This window comes from Vibrio anguillarum (assembly GCF_003390515.1).
GTDB classification, from domain to species: domain Bacteria; phylum Pseudomonadota; class Gammaproteobacteria; order Enterobacterales; family Vibrionaceae; genus Vibrio; species Vibrio anguillarum.
The window spans coordinates 1,178,546-1,196,236 of the sequence record NZ_CP031479.1; the positions used below are offsets into that span (position 1 = coordinate 1,178,546).

Here is a 17,691-nt window from a genome sequence, read left to right on the forward strand (position 1 = left end):
TATCATTCTCTGTTTTTACAAACGCCATTACGGCATTGAGCATGACTAAACCAGCGAGATATCGACACGCGATGTTTTGCAAAAAGGAGATAAATTTGGTCGCTAATCCATTTTAGGATGGGTAAGCGCGTGATGAATAACCAGCGATGTTTGTTGACTAAACGCCAAGCTAGAACGGTTACATCCAGCCCATAAAGCAGATTGCCTTGTTGATCTAAGCCATGCAGTATCGATAACGCCTTGCTTTTGTCGATAGAAGGAAAGCTACGCATAGCATCGCCGTCATTTATGTCGATAAGCTGAACCCGACCATGGTGATCGAAGGTTTTTAATGAACGCATTTCATTGCAGCATAAAGGACACTGCGCATCGAAAAAAATCACTAAAGATGGGGTGCTCATATGTATGTCGTCAGCCTAACAGCCCGTTAATAACATATTTGTACGTTCACTCTTCAGTATAAGATCAAAGTGGTCTTTATCCTGAAGCATTTACTTGAGTTACAAATGACCTAAGTGTCATTAAATTGCCACTATGAGCACTGTTGATACGTGTTTTTCATCAATGCAATCATGTAGATGTCGATATTTACCTCAACGTGTGTGTTTTTGTGGAGCAAAAATTGGCAGGAAATTTCAGAATAAATCTCGTGATATTCAACCCTCTGTGGTTAATGGTGTTGATTGACTTGTCAATTAATTAATAGGTGTATCATGTCGACAGCTTTCTCTCCTTTGAAAAATATTATGATGATTGCGAGAATCAATCTATCGCAGAGCGAATTAAAAAAATTAGAAACAATGCAGGTTAAAACTATCCGTAATGTAGACTTTAAGCGGTTGGAAAACACGCTTGTAAGCAAAAAAACACCAATGGAAATGAAAAATAGGATCATGATAGTTTTAAATAAAAAGAGTCAAGATGAAAATTGGGTCAAGATATTAGCCAATTTTAACTCTGAAAAGAAGGTAAACGATTGGATAGATTTGAGAGTGCATGGAACGGTTTCTAATGCGTTAAAGAACCTTCTAAAAGACAAACAAAACCTACTGAATGAGCCTACTACAAGAGAAATAAAACAACATTTTGCATGTTATGGTGTTGGATTGATAGAAAGAAAAGTTAACTCTGCCCAAGTTAAAGAGACCACTAAAAAATTTTTAGAATGGATACGGGTAGATAGAAAAGACACGGGTAAATCTGGGCTTCAAGCGGCGCTAATGAGCGAGGTGGACAAGGCAAAACTTGACGTTGATCTAGCAAGTGTGGAGTGGAGAAAGAGTGTTACTAATCAGATCAATAGAAGTGTTGAAATTCAGATAAACGAATATTTGTCTGGTCATGCAGAACGGAACAAGATTGTTACATCTAGCGGTACTACTTTAACGGCACACGCAATAGAAGATTGGCTTACACAATACACTGCTTGATTCATGTTAAGTAACATCAGTTAAGGTGTGCCGCAGCGATACGAAAATAGAAGTGCAAATTTATACCTAACAATAGCAATCCATTGCAATTCATTGGCTAATTTACAGGTGCTAAGCCCCCAGCCTTTAAAGCAAGGTATACTACCCGTTTTTCTCACAAGGCAAGCTTTGCTGAACGTTATATTGAATCCCAATTTAACGCCAATCCCCCCTGAGTTCGGCGACTTTTTGTTGCATCACTTGTGTTGTTGCCTCTTTTTGGGGGACGGGCTCGCCAGCTTCAATTTCTATATGTGACCAAAAACGAGTCGGTAGCCCACAGCAGGCGCGCCCTTTGGCACGGCTAAAATAGCTTCCCCACAATCCCTTCAATGCCATGGGGATGACAGGCACAGAGCTGCGTTTTAAAATAATATCCATCCCGCGCATGAAATCGCTGATTTCGCCATCCGCGGTTAACCGTCCCTCTGGGAAAATGCAGACGATATGCCCCTCTGCCAATGCTTGTTCTACATCGTTAAAGGCTTGGCGGATAGAACCGCGACGCGTTGCGGAAATAGGTATCACGCCTGCACGTTTCAAAAAGCGACGAAGTGGCGGCAAATTGGCGTAATCCTCTTCCATCACAAAACGAATTAAGCGAGGACAAACCGCGCTCAGCAACAGTGCATCCATATAGCTAACATGATTGCACACCAGCAGTGCTCCGCCCTTTTCAGGTAAGTGATGAAGATTTTTGTGGCTGACTCGATACATGGTATGCGTGAGCATCCACATTAGAAATCGCACCAAGAAGACCGGGACTTGGTAGCATAAATAGAGTGCAACAAAGCCATTAAGCAAAGCTAATATAATGAAGAACTGAGGGATTGTAAGCTCAAGAAAGCTCAAACAGACAATCCCTAATAGTGCGCTCGCCACCATAAACAGTGAGTTGTAGATATTTAAAGCGGCAATGACTTGTGCGCGTTGAGTGACTTTAGCACGCTGCTGCATTAGCGCATATAAAGGCACAATGAAGATGCCACCGCAGACGCCAATCAACAATAGGAAAAGAAACATCGGCCATAGTGATTGGTAGCTGATAAATTGATAAAAATCAGTAAATTGAGGCAGTTTTTCTGGTACGGAGGTTGCCATTAAATAGCCAAATAATGTAATGCCAAAACTGCCGATAGGCACGATGCCGATCTCTATTCTATGATGCGATAATTTGTCACAGGTCAATGAGCCAGTGGCAATACCAACAGAAAACAGTGCTAGCAAAAAAGAAACGGCGCTCTCTGTGCCATATAAATAGTGATGCGTGAAATTTGGAAATTGAGTTAAGTAGGCGGCACCTAAAAACCAGAACCAACTGATCGCCATTACGCATTGGAAAATAGTACGGTCTTGTTTGGCAATCGCAATGGTCTGCTTGGTTTGCTTAATGGGCTGCCAGCGAAAAACGAGATCGGGTGCGCAAGCAGGGGCTTTAGGAATATGACGGCTGGCTAAATAGCCTAACAACGCAAATAGCACCACCGCGCCAGCAGCCACGTATTTAGTGTAGGGCATCGAGGCAATGAGCCCAGCCCCCAATGTGCCTAATAAAATCGCTAAAAATGTGCCTGTTTCCACTAACGCATTACCCGGAACCAATTCATTCGGCTTGAGTTGCTGCGGCAATAAAGCGTATTTGACTGGACCAAAAAAGGCCGATTGTGTCCCCATCAAAAACAGTAATAACAGTAAAATGGCGTAACTCTCGGTCATAAAACCGATCGCGCCAAGACACATGATGCCAATTTCAGCCAATTTCACTTTACGAATGAAAGCGGATTTTTCGTACTTGTCAGCAAGCACACCAGCAGAGGCAGAAAAAAGGAAAAAAGGAAGAATGAATAGCCCTGCGGCAAGGTTAATAAATAAATTACTGGAAACCGGTAACACGTTCGCTCCAGCAAACGCGACCAATAGCAGCAAGACATTTTTAAAGATGTTATCGTTAAATGCGCCAAAAAACTGGGTGATGAAATACGGAAGAAATCGTTGCTGAGTCAGCAATGAAGATTGAGATTGACTCATTGATGGTCCTTATCGCGCCCAGTGATTAAGATAGTTTGAGAGTAGGTTTTCAATCAGCTCTTTACCATCGATGGGTTCGGCGGCGAAAAATTTATCATCTACGCTTAATAAGGTAATACCATGTACGCCAGACCACAGGACTCGGCTTGCTTGCAGCACTTCTTGTTGCGAGTGTTGTGGAGCAAGGATGGTCAATAAACCTTCAAGCATGGCGGTCATGTTGTCGATGCGCTCTGCTTGCCACTGGGGAAGTAGTTCACCATTCATATTATGTTCAAAAATAAGTTGCCAGCGATTGGGGTGCAACTGAGCAAAATCGTGGTAGCAATAGGCCAATTTATACAACGCTTCTTTTGGATCGCTACACTTACCCACCACTTTTTTCGCTTGCGAAGAGAGTTCATCCAAGGTTTGAGCTACCACATGCAACAATAAAAGATTGTAACTGCCGAAGACATTGACCAAAGTGCTAGGTACGTAGCCAATCATGGTTGCGATTTTACGCAGGCTGAGCTCGTGATAAGTGTGATTTTGAAGAAAATGCTTCGCGGTCTTGAGCGTCAATGCAATCAGTTCTTCTCGGGTGTGATCGTTTCGTCTGGCCATGGTTACGTATCAATTATGAACAACGTTCGATATTCTAGTGGGGTGGTGTATAAGCGTCAACTTATGGACGGTTAATTTGCAATATTCTGATACATGTCTGCGAGAAGCAACGGTTTTCTTGTCTATCCGAAGTGGTTATGATGAGTAAGCCTCAATAATTATAACCCTAAGGAAAAACATGAAACGTTTTTTTTCCCTTGTAGCACTGCTGATGGTTGCTGTTGCGATCACACCGATAGCAGAAGCAAAGAAATTTGGCGGTGGTAAATCGTTTGGTAAAAGCTATAAAACGGCTCCAGCTCCCAAACAGCAGACTCAAAAAAATGACACCATTAAGCAAGATCAAGCAGGTAAAGCTGGTTCGACCAAAAAAGGTCTGATGGGCGGATTACTGGGTGGTTTACTCGCTGGTGGTCTACTAGCGGCTTTCTTTGGCGGCGCGTTTGAGGGTATCCAATTTATGGATATTCTGATCTTCGGCCTGATTGCTTTTGTGCTCTTTAAACTGATGCGCGGTATGCTTGGTGCGAAGCAGGGTAGCATGAATCGGCAGCAGCCTGCGTTTGGTGGCGTGAATAACCGGACGGAGTTTGAACAGCCGAACGTGCACAATTTTGAACAACAGCCTCAAGCCACGGGTGGTTTTGGAGCGAATGCACACAGCGATATCCCACATAACTATCCAGCCGGTTTTGATAAGGCCGCTTTCATTAATGGTGCGCGTGAGCACTACCGTATTTTGCAAGGTGCTTGGAACCATAACCAACTTGAAACTGTTGAAGAATATGTATCGGCGAGCTTGTTTGAAGATTTAAAACAAGAGCGCGCAAAGCTAAACGGTGAACAGCACACAGATGTGATGTACGTAGACGCTGAAGTCGTTCGCGCCGATTACGATGCAAGTAAAGCGCAGTTGAGTTTGCAGTTTACTGGCCGCTACCGCGATTCCGTGGAAGGCATTGAAGAAGATATTAATGATGTGTGGCATTTAGAGCGTGATTTAACCGTACCTAATGCACCTTGGTTGATTGTCGGCATTCAAGGCTAAGACTTTTCACGATGGATCCAAAACGCCCAAGTTTGTCTTGGGCGTTTTGCTAGGTCACTAAGCTAATTTAGCCGTTGTTTCAAAGGCTTCTAATTTTGAAAGATAAGGTGTTAAATCACCAATATTGCTTTTCACCCAATCGGCACAGTAATAGGTATCTAAATAACGTTCGCCGCTGTCGCATAACAGCGTCACGATGGAGCCTGTTTCACCTCGTTGTTTCATCTCACTGGCAATTTGCAAAACCCCATAAAGATTGGTGCCGGTAGAAGGGCCTGCTTTGCGGCCGAGTAGTTTTTCCAACCAATAGATCGTAGCGACACTGGCGGCATCCGCAACGGTACGCATTTCATCGACTACGCCGGGAATAAAACTCGGTTCAACTCGTGGGCGACCAATTCCTTCAATTTTGCTACCACACTGCAAGGTTAAGCTTGGGTCTCGGCTTTTGAAATAATCATGAAATACCGAGTTTTCAGGGTCGACGACGCACAGTTTGGTATTGTGTTTTTGGTAGCGAATAAAGCGGCCTATAGTTGCTGAGGTTCCGCCTGTGCCCGGGCTCATTACAATCCATGTTGGAACGGGGTGATCTTCCATTTGCATTTGGTTAAAAATACTGTCGGCAATATTGCTATTACCACGCCAGTCGGTCGCACGTTCAGCATAAGTGAACTGGTCCATATAATGGCCATTCAGTTCTTTGGCTAAGCGGTGTGATTCGGCATAAATTTGATCAGAGCGATCGACTAAATGCGCTTGGCCGCCATAAAGCTCAATCTGCTCAATTTTTTTACGTGCAGTACATTTGGGCATTACAGCAATAAAAGGCAAGCCTAGTAAACGGGCAAAATAAGCTTCTGATACCGCAGTACTGCCCGATGAAGATTCAATGATAGTAGTTTCAGGGCCAACCCAGCCGTTACAGATGGCATACAGAAAAAGAGAACGGGCGAGGCGGTGTTTCAGCGAACCCGTAGGATGCGTACTTTCATCTTTGAGATAAATATCGACCCCAGCGACACAAGGCAAATCGAGCTTGATCAGATGAGTATCGGCCGAACGTTGGTAGTCCGCTTCTATTTTTCGAATTGCGTTGTTAATCCATTGATGATCGGTGCACATGGTTCTCTCTCCATCGTTATTATGAGGGTAATTTACCCTTAATTTGAGAGAAAAACTTTGCTATGTTGCCTGTCATTTTGTAGTTTTAGAGAAAATTATTCTCTTATTTTGGGGAAGCTATGGAGCTTGATAGAATTGATCGCATGATCCTCTCATTACTGCAACAAGACAGCACTTTGTCGCTAAATGATTTGGCTGAAGCGGTGAACTTAACCACCACACCTTGCTGGAAGCGGTTGAAAAAGCTTGAAGAATCTGGCGTGATTGCGCGGCGAGTTGCCCTGCTTGACCCAGAAAAATTAGATTTGAGTTTTACCGCGTTTGTGTTGATTAAGACCAGCGATCACTCTCACGAATGGTACAGCCATTTTGTCGTGACTGTGTCTGAGTACCCTGAGGTGATGGAGTTCTATCGAATGGCGGGTGAGTACGATTACATGATGAAAGTGTTGGTCAAAGACATGAAGTGTTTTGACCAGTTTTATAAAAAACTGGTCAATGGCGTGAAAGGGATTAATAACGTGACTTCAACCTTTGCAATGGAGTCATTGAAGTACACTACCCAATTGCCTCTGGCATAGCCTGCTCGTCCGAGTCTTGTTATTTGGTGAAGCGCATCACACCTTCTTGCACTGCTGTTGCGACTAAATCTCCTTGGCGGTTGTAAATCTCGCCACGCACTAAACCACGGGTATTGCTGGCCGTAGGGCTTTCTATTGCGTAGAGCAACCATTCATCCATTTTGAATGGGCGGTGGAACCAAATCGAATGATCAATCGTCGCGACTTGAAAGTTAGGTGTCATCAAAGAGACTTTATGAGGATGTAACGCTGTGACTAAAAACCCCCAATCAGACGCGTAACCGAGCAAATATTGATGGATGAGTTGGTTATTTGGCAACTCACCATTAGCGCGTATCCACAGGTACTGTTTTGGCTCCGCTTTTTGTGGTTTTAGCGGGTTAATTACGGTCACTGGACGCATCTCAATCGCTTTTTCGCCACAAAAAACCTTTTTTATTTTTTCAGGTAATAAGTGTGCAATCTGGGCTGCCAGTTCAGATTCAGAGGCAAAATTTTCAGGACCAGGGATGTCAGGCATGGTGTTTTGATGTTCAAAACCGGGCGCTTCACCGTGATAAGAAGCGGTGAGATAGAAAATCGGCCGACCATTTTGAATGGCTTTGACTCGTCTGGTACTGAAACTGCGTCCGTCCCTTAAATTCTCAACATCATAAATGATTGGTTTTTCAGGATCTCCGGGGTAAAGAAAATAGCTATGAAATGAGTGAACAGTGCGGTCGGAATCAACCGTATAGCGAGCCGCCGAGAGTGCTTGGCCAATCACTTGCCCACCATACACTTGTGGCAGACCTAAGTTCTCGCTCTCACCTCGGTATAAACCTTCTTCTAGCTTTTCCAGTTGCAGCAAATCCAATAGTTCATTTAATGGTTTACTCATAGACCCTCACCGAGATTCTTAATGTAATTATTATCATTGTTGACTAAGTCAATATCTTGTTAATACCAAATGGACGACCATGACAGCAGATAAAACCGAACCTATAATCATCACCTATCTAACACCATAACTGAGGTTTTATCCTTATGAAAAAGGCACTGTTGCTGATTATGTCGTCTGTTTTGGGTCTAATGCTTGTGGGTTGCCAGTCAGCGCAAAAACCAACCTCTTCCGAGAGCAATATTCAATCTATCATGGGTACGGTTTCGTACCGTGAGCGTATCGCACTGCCGGATAAGGCGCTTGTCACGATCACTTTGCAAGATGTTTCATTGGCTGATGCACCCGCTAAAGTGATCGCAAAACACCGCTTTGAAACTAACGGAATGCAAGTGCCGCTTGAGTTTGACTTGGCATTCGACAACCGAAAAATTGATGCTCGCCACCGTTACAGCGTCAGTGCTCGCATCGAAGTAGATGGAAAACTGCGCTTCATTACGGATACCCATAACGCCGTGATTACTGATGAGAATAACACTAAACGGGTTGATTTGCGTTTGGTTGGTGTTAAACAGTAAAAACAGAAGCAATAAAATAGACGCAATACTATAAAAACAGTAAAACAAGAAATAGTAAAACAGCCCTTTCCCGTGCTAGATAAGCGGGAAAGGCGCTTGACCGAAAGGGGCTTAGGGGCGCCACTGGTATAATCGAAGTTTTATTTTGCCATGCTCGTTCACTTCGACGCCTTCGGCGATCAATTTCTGTCGTTGACGTAATAAATCCTCTCCTTTTAGCGAAATCTCTCCTTTGCTGTTGATCACACGAAACCAAGGTAATCGGCTGTTTTGAGGTAGGTTACCTAATGCTTTTCCAACATGGCGTGCGTAGCCGGGGTATCCTGCTAAACGAGCAACTTCCCCATAGGTTGTCACTTTTCCTGCGGGAATTTGATGTATAACTGCAAAAATCTGCGCTAAAAATTGGTTCATGCTGACAATTCGTCCATACTAGCAGTGTCCTAGTTCGATAGTTACCAAGGAACGGTATAAGGAGAGGGCATGCTATTTTCTACCTTTCAATTTTTAATCACAACCTTGTTGGCTGTGGTTTGTGCAAGAGCCATAGGCTTAAGCGAAGGGGACATCCCCGTGCTGGCCATCGTGATCCCTGCGCTGTGGATTTTACCGCAAGGGGGCGTCGCGGGTGTGTTGTTATTGGCTGCAATGACCGCTTATGGTTTCACTTTATCTTATCAGCCAATCGCTCTTTCTGTCAGTGTTTGGGTGCTGCTGCCTTTGTTGACGGTGGCCTTTTCTAAACGCAGTAGCATGGGCGTTATCTTAGTGAGCACGTTGATCGTACTGACGTTGCAAGTCGGTATCATCGTTACTCAATCGGCTGGGAAATTAGGCGGTACAGGCTGGCTGACTGTTATTCAGACTCTTTCTGTTATCGTTGTTTGGTGGTCGGTTGCGCACTGGAAGCCATCCAATAAGCACCGTTGGTGGGCGCTAGGGTTACTGCTACCGCTATGGATGGCCGATTTCTCGTATGCGGTGTTAGTTGCGTTAAGCATTACTGGCATTATGGCGTCGATGGAAAGTTTAACCCAATCCAAACCAGTCGCGGTGAATTGGAATGGTTTGTTATGCTGGACACTTCCAACGGTAGGCTTTGCAAGCTTAGTCGTCTCGCCCACAAGTGATGTACCAAACCCCGTATTCGTGGTTTGGATCTGTTTGCTGGCTACCGCTTGGATGACTGATTATCTACTCAAGAGCACCGAAGAGAATACCGAATGACCAGAACACAACTGAATGTAGATTAGAGCATGTTGTGGGTGAAGTTGTGACTTCATTCTTATGCATATATAGAGCATTAGTATATGATGCTCACCTCTCATTACAATAATATAAACGTCATGGTTCGTGCATTTCGGCTAATAGGTCTTTTATGGCTAGCAACGGCGGCACACAGCGTCATCAGTGCTCCCATAATCAACGCTAAAACATATCGAGTAGCGACAGAAGCGGACGATGTTGTCACGCGTATTTTGTTTGATGCCATTGCTTACCAATTTCGCCTTGAGATTGACTATGTTAATTACCCCAGCTTTGATGCGATCTTGACCGCTATCGAACAAGGGGAGAGCGATTTTGCAGCCAATGTGACTTACACCGAACAGCGTGCTCAACGCTTTGATTTCTCAAGTCCTACCAATATTGAATACACCTATGCATTTAGCCACAGCAACGTACAGTTAACCGATCTGGCGAGGGTCGGGGTTCCCAAAGGAACGATTTATGGTGAGCTGATTGCCGCTTATTTTCCTCATATTATACAGGTTGAGTATGATGGTGCTCGACGTGCCAAAGAACTTTTAAGCACGGCTGAAGTCGATGTGGTCGTAGACGCGATTAATCAATTAAAGCCGATGTTGATGGCAGGGCTCGATGCGCAATTGCTTAATGACCAACTGCCTATTCAGCCAGTTGCCATTGTTACGCCAAAAGGGCACAACACTTTATTACTCAACAAAATTCAAGAATATGTACACTCAGCGTCGGTACAAAAACTGCTTAGAGAATCAGTACAAAAATACCAATTTGATATCCGCAAGCAGGCGTTGCGTCAATCCGTCATCGATAGTGGCTTAAACGTGCAGCGACCGTTAAAAGTAAAATTGGAGAACATCAGCCAATTTGCTCAGTATCAGCACGATGGTAAAGTGAAAGGAATAAACGCGGACATTGTTTTTAAAGCATGTGACATTCTGTTACTCAAATGCGAACTGGCCAGCCAGCCAGACGAAACGTGGGAGAGTATGTATGCCGATTTGGTCAATAAACGCATTGATATCCTAGTACCAGTTACCGTCTCTCAACAACGAAAATCCGACGTTTATTTCAGTGACACGTATTACCAGCCTGAAGCCGTCTTGATCAAACGTGAAAATTACAAAGACAATGTTTACAGCAATGTGTCGGAATTAATTGTTGAGCGCATCGGCGTGATTAAAGAAGATTTCTTTGAAGAGCTGTTAGGAAAAATGCTGCCCAATAAAGTGCTACATGTTTATAAAACTCAAAATGAATTGGTCAAAGCCTTGCTCGGTAAGGAGGTCGATTACATCGTTCTAAACCGTGCTAACTTTAACCAAATATTGCGCGAAGCGGATAACTTATTGCCGTTGGAGGAGGATCTATTTATCGGCAGTTTTTACTCGTCTGAGATTGCAATGGGCTTTCCCAAAAATAGCATGGGCGCTTCGCTGGCTCCTTTATTTACTCGTGCTATTAAGATGATTGATACGCAGAAAATCATCAACACCTATGATTATCAACCGAATTGGCGAGCAACGTTAGCGGCCGAGAAAACTTTTTCACGCCACACTCAATGGCTGTTTACGTTGGTATTTGGCTTCTTGTTAGTGGTCGCTTTCTATCTACACTCACAATCTGTTACCGATAATTTAACCAAGCTGCGTAATCGCCGAGCTTTATATCGTCGTTATTCGAGAGGCTTAAACAGCGATCTAACCTTGATTTATTTAGATGTGAATAACTTTAAGCCGATAAACGATAACTATGGTCATGAAGTGGGGGATGAAGTGTTGAAAGCACTTGCCAGCCGTATCGACTCTATTTGGCGTGGTCGTAGTTACCGAATCGGGGGTGATGAGTTTATCCTGATTGGGCAATATAGTGATGAGGAGCTTGAGCCTGTGTTAATGCAGTTAGAGTCCTTTACCTACAGCGATTCTGCTCGAAATTTAAACATAAAAGTCAATGTGGCGATTGGTGTGTCGAATTACAGAGATCATTTCATGAGCCTAGAAGAAGTATTGCACCAAACTGATATTGCCATGTACCAAAGTAAGCACCACGGTAGCGGCCAACGAGATAGTACAAAGCCTCTTCTCAAGATAATCAGAAGTTCAAACAAGAGCTAAAATAGTCCACCTATTTTATTGAGTAGAAGAGAAAATAGAAGATTTGCTCAAATGGTGTTCACTTAAAACAAAAAGCTTCCATCCATTGGGATTTCGGCTTGCAATCATTACTATGATGCTTGATAATCGCCGCACTCTTTGGCTAGCAAGCCAAGAAAACAAATCAATGGAGGCTCTGGTCCTCCCGCAACACTAACTTGTGAACTCGGTCAGGCCCGGAAGGGAGCAGCCGCAGCAGGCGACGTGTGTGCCGGGATGTGGCTGGGGCCTCCACCCTTTTTGTCGCTGACAAACTTTATCCGTACACTCCCGATTTCTTCGTTTCAAAAGCTAATGCAATGATGTTTTATCATATTGCAATCTGAAACATACATTTTGTCCAAAGACATGCTGATTCATTTATAATCAATTATTATTGAAAGTTGATTTATTAATAACTATTGGTTTATGACTATGCTCAATCCTATGTGGTTAAACACTTTTAAAACATTAGTCGATATTGGGCACTTTACTAAAACGGCTGAGTTACTCCATATGACGCAACCTGGGGTAAGCCAGCACATAAATAAACTAGAAGCTGCCTGCGGCTATCCTTTGATAAAGAGATTTAACAAGAAATTTGAGTTAACAATCTATGGGCGGAAAGTTTACGATTATGCTGTCAAACACTTTGAAGAAGAGTTTGAGTTATTACAGAATTTGGCACACGACGAACCTTTCCGTGGTCGCTGTACTATAGGCTGTTCGGGGACTTTCGCGTGGCTGATTTATTCACAATTACTTTCTTTGCAAGTGAGCTATCCAGGCTTATCCATTGAGTTAGAAGCAACGCCAAACCATCGTATATTTGAGCAGATATTGCAGGGGAAACTGGATATAGGTCTAGTGACAAAAGAACCTAACCCTAAATATTTCGCGAGCCGTATTGTTGGTGTGGAGTGTCTTGCTCTTGTATTGCCACTGTCCGCAGATGAAAGCTTGCCTATAAATGACTTGTTAATAGAATTGGGAGTCGTTCGTCATCCAGATTTTGCTCACTACTTCCAAACATATGTCAATCAAGCGAATAATGATTTGCTTCGTCTAGTCGATTTGGAGGATGTTTCGACGCAAAGCTATATTAACCAAGTGCACCAAATATTAGTTCCTATAGCTAAAGGGATTGGTTTTACAGTGGTTCCTCGATGGTGCGTTAACTTGTTCGCGGATAAAGAGCAGCTAAAAATATTCAACATTACCGAAGACATACAAGAACCTGTTTACTTGGTTAGCAAACTTAACTCACCTCTTGCTAGGCGTTATGAGCAAGTCATTGACGTTATTGATCACTCTTTTAAGGCTGTTTGACTTGATTGAACTCCACATAAGCAGATGATATTGGCATTAAAGCTTCATAGCTGACCTTGCAATAGAAACCAAAAAGGGCTGGTTGTGCTACCAGCCTTTGAAATTTTATTAATGCATCACAGATCGACTATTCGTAATCAGAGGCATAAGTTTCTTCGTATGAGTGCGAGTAAAGCTCAAATAGGTTGCCAAATGGGTCTTCTAGATAAATCATTTTAGCGAGCTTGTTATCATCTTCTGGGTGGTAACGCATGATATCCATACGCGCTTTACCGCCATATTGTTCAATGCGCTTAATCGCGCCTTCAAAGTCGTCGGTTTGTAGACAGAAGTGGAAGATACCAAGGCGAGAGAAGTCTACTTCGTGACGCTCTTCGCGCTCTTTCATTTCAAACAATTCAACGCCAATACCATCAGTTGTTACTAGATGTGCAATATTGAAACCTTTGAAACCCTCACCAAAAACAGCAATACACATGCGGCCAATCGCTGACTCTCGCTCTTCAATAACTTGTGTATTATTCATAACGATTTTTAAACCCAAAGCTTGAGTGTAGAACTCAACAGCTTTATCCATATCGCCAACCATAATACCGACGTGATTCATTTTCATAATTCGCTCCTAATACCTTTGATTTTTTGGCTTCGTTTCGATAGATGGAAGTATATGGAGATTGATGGATTAAATAAAATTATCAGTAATTATAAAAATGATAAATTATAATTATAAGCGAAACGCAAGATGTCTTCGTGTTAGAACCAATACAAATGGCGATAGTAGAAAATGATAATTTTCCGTATCTAAGCCAATCCGTGACAGGCTAATTTAGAAAAATCGTTCAGTTCAGATTTGGCCACACATTTGCGAGTGAGCTAAGTGGTATCGGATATTCAACGGCTCCTCATCCATTGAGTTGAAGAAAAATCTCTTATTAAGGGATTCTTAAGTTACGTCCGTTATTTTTGTTTACAGAGTAAGCAAAAAGGAAATGCCGATGAAAACCATACGCTCAGCATCTGATCTGCAATTGGCCGTAATTGATCCTTCTCATCCTCGCTGGTTGGAAGCCATACACCTTGTGCGCGAGCGTTATCAGCAAGCGTTTGATGCACGCCTTATTACTTTTATGCCTGCTTATTTAGCTTTGCTTGATCATGACGAAATGAAATCCGTATGTGGTTTTCGCGTAGCGCAGCAAGAGCCTCTATTTCTCGAACAATACCTTGACCAACCTGCCGATGAAATTTTATCGCAGCGTTTTGATTGCCGAGTATCCCGAAGTGCTTTGATTGAATTTGGCCAACTGGCCTCTTTTGGTCGTGGTTTATCGGCGCTGCACTTTACTTTGATCGCTCAACAGCTGGTTGATTTAGGGTATGAATGGTGCGTTTTTACAGCAACGGATCCACTACATGCTTTGATGCGTCGATTTGGTTTACAACCGACATTGATCGCGAAAGCGTCAGTATCTTGCATTCCTAACGCCAACCAAATTTGGGGCAGTTATTACCAACACAGCCCTCGAATTTTATCGGGAAATTTGGCGCAGGGGCTGGCGTTGCTCAACCGATTTCATTTAAACCAAAAACAAGCGTGAGGCCTTTGCTATGAACCGAATTTTATCGGCGCTTCATCAACATGCGCAGCAAAAGCCAGATAGCATTGCCTTCATTGGGCACAATGCCAAACAAGAAAAGATAGCGCTGAGCTATCAACAGCTCTTAGAAAAGGTGGAAGCCACAGCACGCACATTACGCCAGTGGCAGGTTCAGCGTATTGCATTAAAAGCTGAAAATAGTTTGGATTGGGTGATCATCGACCTTGCGGCCATGCACGCAAAAATAGTGCTTGTTCCTGTACCTACTTTCTTTAGCAAGGCACAGGTTGAACACTTACTGTATGAATCGGGGGTTGATGTTTGCTTAGGTGATTGGCCAACGCTAGGTGAATCTTTCTCAACGCTCAGCCATCTACCTGCTTTTGTCTATTTGGCGAATCCATCAGCACAGGTGTTGCCTTTGACGCAAAAAATCACCTTTACGTCTGGGTCCACCGGAACGCCGAAAGGGGTGTGTTTGAGTGACGAAAACATGCAAGCGGTCACGCTGGCGATCGCAGAGAAAATGTCCGCGCAAGTTGAGCGTCACCTCGTGATGCTGCCTCTCTCAACCTTGTTAGAAAACATCACGGGTGTGTATGTTCCTTTGGTTCTGGGTGTGACATCAACAGTCGTCTGTGGCAGCGAAGTAGGTTTGACCGGTTCTAGCCAGTTCTGTGGTGCAACGTTCGCACTCGCACTACAACAGTTTCAGCCGTCAAGCTTGGTGCTAACGCCTGCGTTATTGCTGGCATTAATTGAAGTCGTCAAGCAGAGCCCAGCTCTTGCGCTGCCTTTACGCTGGGTTGCCGTGGGCGGGGCGCGAGTGGCTCCCCAATTAATTGACGCAGCTCGCCAGCTCGGCATTCCCGCTTTTGAAGGGTATGGTTTGTCTGAAAGTGCTTCGGTCGTGAGTATGAATACACCCCAACAAAATAAGCCGGGGTCGTGCGGACAGGTGCTGTCTCATCTTCAGGTTTCGCTGGCACAAGATGGCGAATTGTTAGTTAAAGGCAACACGGCTTTGGGGTATTTAGGTGAGCCGTTTAGCCACGAGTGGTTGTCAACTGGCGATATGGCCACAATCGATGATGAGGGTTTTTTAACCATCATCGGGCGTAAAAAGAACCTCATCATCACCAGTTTTGGGCGTAACGTGGCCCCTGAATGGATTGAATCTCAAGCATTGGCTTTGATTGCACACCATCGATTTGTGGTGGTGGGCGACGGGCAGGCAGGCCTCACGGCCGTCAGTGACAGTCCTTTACCTGATCTCGTTACGCGCGTGCAACAGCTCAATAGCGTGTTGCCCGATTACGCACACATCACGCAGCTTTGGTTGGTGAGCGATACTCATTGCTGGCAAAAGTGGCTGACCGCTAATGGTCGCCCAAAACGCTTAGCTATTGAAAACGCACTGCAAGAGGCTCGCTTAGCGCGCCACACCACTAATCCACAGACGGTTTTTATCTCTATTCCTTCCTTCTATTCAATGGCTGAGGAGCTTTAAAATGAGCAAATTTTTCCATATTTTAAAAACACAAACTGAGCCAGCACAGCAGCAGATGTTGCAAGCTCCGGTATTTGATGCCTGCGCAAGAGGTGAGATCAGCCTAGAGATGTATATTCGTTTTCTCACTCAAGCTTATCACCATGTTAAACATACGGTGCCACTGCTGATGGCATGCGGTAGCCGCTTAGGCGATGAATATGAGTGGGTACGAACGGCGATTGCCGAGTACATCGATGAAGAAAAAGGCCACCAAGAGTGGATCTTGAACGATATTAAAGCGTGCGGTGGTGATGTGGACGCAGTGCGTCATAATGAGGGCGCAGGGCGCGTCAGCGCTTCCATCGAACTCATGGTGGCGTATCTCTATCACCAGATTGATCGCGCTAACCCGTTGAGCTTATTTGGTATGGTGTGGGTACTTGAAGGAACCAGTGTGGGTGTCGGTGGGAATATCGCACGGTTAGTCAAACAGCGTTTGGAGCTTCCTGATGCGGCGATGACTTATCTCACTTCGCACAGCGAACTTGACCAAGGGCACATCCGTTTTTTTGAGTCGTTAATGAACAACATTCAGTGTGTATCCGATCAAGAGGCCATCATCCGCTCTGCAAACATGGTGTTTGATCTGTATGGGCAGATGCTGCGAGAACTACCGCTTCCTTGCGAGTCAATGGTGCATGCAGGTTCGCAAGATTTAGCTTCGCAAGGTGTAAGGTCGCAATATGGATCTTAATCATCAACATGTTTTACTCACTGGCGCTTCCGGTGGTATTGGGCAACGCATTGCATTGCTGCTTGCTAAGCAAGGAGTCAGTCTAGTTCTGGTGGCTCGTGATGGTCAAAAACTCGAGCAACTTCGGCAAACGCTACCTATGCCTGAGAAGCATCTGATTTTGAGTGCAGATTTAAGCACAGAGTCAGGAATAGAGCAGATCAACACCTTCATTCAGCGCTTTTTTATGGGCCAGAAACGAATCAGTGTGGTGATCAATAATGCGGGCATTAACCAGTTTCGCTTATTAGCCAGACGAACCGCAGTTTCAGTGCAACAGGAGCTGCATTTGAATTTACTTGCTCCGATGCAACTGACTCAATCGGCGATACATTGGTTGAATAAACCGGGGATTATTTTAAATATTGGCTCAAGTTTAGGGGCTATTGGTTACCCGGGTTATGCCACGTACTGCGCTACCAAAGCAGGGTTGCACCGTTTTAGTGAAGCGATGCAGCGTGAGCTTGAGGGGACGGGTATCAAGGTACTTTACCTAGCGCCGCGAGCGACCAATACCGAGCTGAATAATGACACGGTGAACCAGTTTAACCAAGCCGTAGGCAATCACTGTGATGAGCCAGAGGTTGTTGCCCAACATGTGCTTAGTATGCTCGAAAGCGAATCAACAACTCGCTGGATTGGCTGGCCTGAAAAAGTGTTGGTGCGATTAAATCAACTATGGCCAGCAGTGATTTCGTCGGCAATTAAAAAGCAGCAAGCGACCATTCTTGCCTTTTTGAACCGTTAAAGCGTGATAACTCAAGGAGAA

Annotated in this window: 18 protein-coding genes and 1 other RNA gene; 12 read left to right on the forward strand and 7 right to left on the reverse strand. The window is 44.2% G+C overall.

Going from position 1 to position 17,691, the window contains the following annotated elements; translation table 11 throughout:
- Positions 1–2 precede the first annotated feature (2 nt).
- A complete protein-coding gene (locus DD616_RS09545) occupies positions 3–401 on the reverse strand; it encodes a thiol-disulfide oxidoreductase DCC family protein (RefSeq protein WP_208872206.1) in 399 nt (132 codons plus the stop codon).
- A 312-nt stretch (positions 402–713) separates the two neighbouring features.
- Here DD616_RS09545 and DD616_RS09550 point away from each other — a divergent pair, with 312 nt between their 5' ends.
- Complete coding sequence (locus tag DD616_RS09550; RefSeq protein WP_017049087.1) at positions 714–1,430, forward strand: hypothetical protein; 717 nt, start codon at positions 714–716, stop codon at positions 1,428–1,430.
- 195 nt (positions 1,431–1,625) lie between these two features.
- On the opposite strand, the gene DD616_RS09555 is transcribed toward DD616_RS09550, so the two are convergent.
- Both DD616_RS09555 and DD616_RS09560 read right to left on the reverse strand, forming a co-directional pair.
- Positions 1,626–3,497 (reverse strand): MFS transporter, encoded by a 1,872-nt coding sequence (locus tag DD616_RS09555; protein WP_094128937.1) that lies wholly within the window; start codon positions 3,495–3,497, stop codon positions 1,626–1,628.
- A gap of 9 nt (positions 3,498–3,506) precedes the next feature.
- Positions 3,507–4,103, reverse strand: coding sequence for a TetR/AcrR family transcriptional regulator (locus DD616_RS09560; protein ID WP_013856438.1), 597 nt, complete (start codon positions 4,101–4,103; stop codon positions 3,507–3,509).
- A gap of 178 nt (positions 4,104–4,281) precedes the next feature.
- On the opposite strand from DD616_RS09560, the gene DD616_RS09565 reads away from it, so the two are divergent.
- Positions 4,282–5,151 (forward strand): Tim44 domain-containing protein, encoded by an 870-nt coding sequence (locus tag DD616_RS09565; RefSeq protein WP_013856439.1) that lies wholly within the window; start codon positions 4,282–4,284, stop codon positions 5,149–5,151.
- A 57-nt stretch (positions 5,152–5,208) separates the two neighbouring features.
- Here DD616_RS09565 and DD616_RS09570 read toward each other — a convergent pair whose 3' ends face one another.
- Complete coding sequence (locus tag DD616_RS09570) at positions 5,209–6,276, reverse strand: PLP-dependent cysteine synthase family protein (protein ID WP_013856440.1); 1,068 nt, start codon at positions 6,274–6,276, stop codon at positions 5,209–5,211.
- A gap of 119 nt (positions 6,277–6,395) precedes the next feature.
- Between DD616_RS09570 and DD616_RS09575 the strand changes: the two genes are divergently transcribed.
- Positions 6,396–6,857 carry an Lrp/AsnC family transcriptional regulator gene (locus tag DD616_RS09575; protein ID WP_013856441.1) on the forward strand — a complete coding sequence of 154 codons (462 nt, stop codon included), beginning with the start codon at positions 6,396–6,398 and terminating at the stop codon, positions 6,855–6,857.
- Between the two features lie 19 nt (positions 6,858–6,876).
- Here DD616_RS09575 and tesB read toward each other — a convergent pair whose 3' ends face one another.
- On the reverse strand, positions 6,877–7,737 hold the full coding sequence (gene tesB, locus DD616_RS09580) for an acyl-CoA thioesterase II (RefSeq protein ID WP_013856442.1): 861 nt from the start codon (positions 7,735–7,737) through the stop codon (positions 6,877–6,879).
- 146 nt (positions 7,738–7,883) lie between these two features.
- On the opposite strand from tesB, the gene DD616_RS09585 reads away from it, so the two are divergent.
- Positions 7,884–8,315 (forward strand): YbaY family lipoprotein, encoded by a 432-nt coding sequence (locus tag DD616_RS09585; protein WP_208872207.1) that lies wholly within the window; start codon positions 7,884–7,886, stop codon positions 8,313–8,315.
- A 111-nt stretch (positions 8,316–8,426) separates the two neighbouring features.
- Here the strand turns inward: DD616_RS09585 and DD616_RS09590 are convergent, their stop codons facing one another.
- Positions 8,427–8,729 carry an MGMT family protein gene (locus tag DD616_RS09590; protein ID WP_094128935.1) on the reverse strand — a complete coding sequence of 101 codons (303 nt, stop codon included), beginning with the start codon at positions 8,727–8,729 and terminating at the stop codon, positions 8,427–8,429.
- 69 nt (positions 8,730–8,798) lie between these two features.
- On the opposite strand from DD616_RS09590, the gene DD616_RS09595 reads away from it, so the two are divergent.
- From DD616_RS09595 to DD616_RS09610, 4 genes are all read left to right on the forward strand, one after another.
- Positions 8,799–9,542 (forward strand): VP0952 family biofilm-associated protein, encoded by a 744-nt coding sequence (locus tag DD616_RS09595; protein WP_017045285.1) that lies wholly within the window; start codon positions 8,799–8,801, stop codon positions 9,540–9,542.
- A gap of 83 nt (positions 9,543–9,625) precedes the next feature.
- Positions 9,626–11,692, forward strand: coding sequence for a GGDEF domain-containing protein (locus tag DD616_RS09600; RefSeq protein WP_208872208.1), 2,067 nt, complete (start codon positions 9,626–9,628; stop codon positions 11,690–11,692).
- A 173-nt stretch (positions 11,693–11,865) separates the two neighbouring features.
- Positions 11,866–11,962, forward strand: an RNA gene (gene ffs, locus DD616_RS09605) — signal recognition particle sRNA small type.
- Positions 11,963–12,139: 177 nt separating this feature from the next.
- On the forward strand, positions 12,140–13,039 hold the full coding sequence (locus DD616_RS09610; RefSeq protein ID WP_208872209.1) for a LysR family transcriptional regulator: 900 nt from the start codon (positions 12,140–12,142) through the stop codon (positions 13,037–13,039).
- A 127-nt stretch (positions 13,040–13,166) separates the two neighbouring features.
- Here DD616_RS09610 and DD616_RS09615 read toward each other — a convergent pair whose 3' ends face one another.
- Entirely contained in the window at positions 13,167–13,652 is a 486-nt protein-coding gene (locus DD616_RS09615; protein ID WP_013856448.1) for a VOC family protein, read from the reverse strand.
- A gap of 376 nt (positions 13,653–14,028) precedes the next feature.
- Between DD616_RS09615 and DD616_RS09620 the strand changes: the two genes are divergently transcribed.
- Genes DD616_RS09620 through DD616_RS09635 form a run of 4 tightly spaced genes read left to right on the forward strand, consistent with a single transcriptional unit; the run spans position 14,029 to position 17,670 of the window.
- Entirely contained in the window at positions 14,029–14,637 is a 609-nt protein-coding gene (locus DD616_RS09620) for a thermostable hemolysin (protein ID WP_370685855.1), read from the forward strand.
- A 10-nt stretch (positions 14,638–14,647) separates the two neighbouring features.
- Entirely contained in the window at positions 14,648–16,147 is a 1,500-nt protein-coding gene (locus DD616_RS09625; protein ID WP_208872211.1) for an AMP-binding protein, read from the forward strand.
- 1 nt (position 16,148) lies between these two features.
- The gene (locus DD616_RS09630; RefSeq protein WP_013856451.1) at positions 16,149–16,883 is read left to right on the forward strand and encodes an iron-containing redox enzyme family protein; all 735 of its coding nucleotides are present in this window, start codon (positions 16,149–16,151) and stop codon (positions 16,881–16,883) included.
- Entirely contained in the window at positions 16,873–17,670 is a 798-nt protein-coding gene (locus tag DD616_RS09635; RefSeq protein WP_208872212.1) for an SDR family oxidoreductase, read from the forward strand. Before DD616_RS09630 ends, DD616_RS09635 begins: the two co-directional genes overlap by 11 nt.
- The last annotated feature ends 21 nt before the right edge of the window (positions 17,671–17,691 follow it).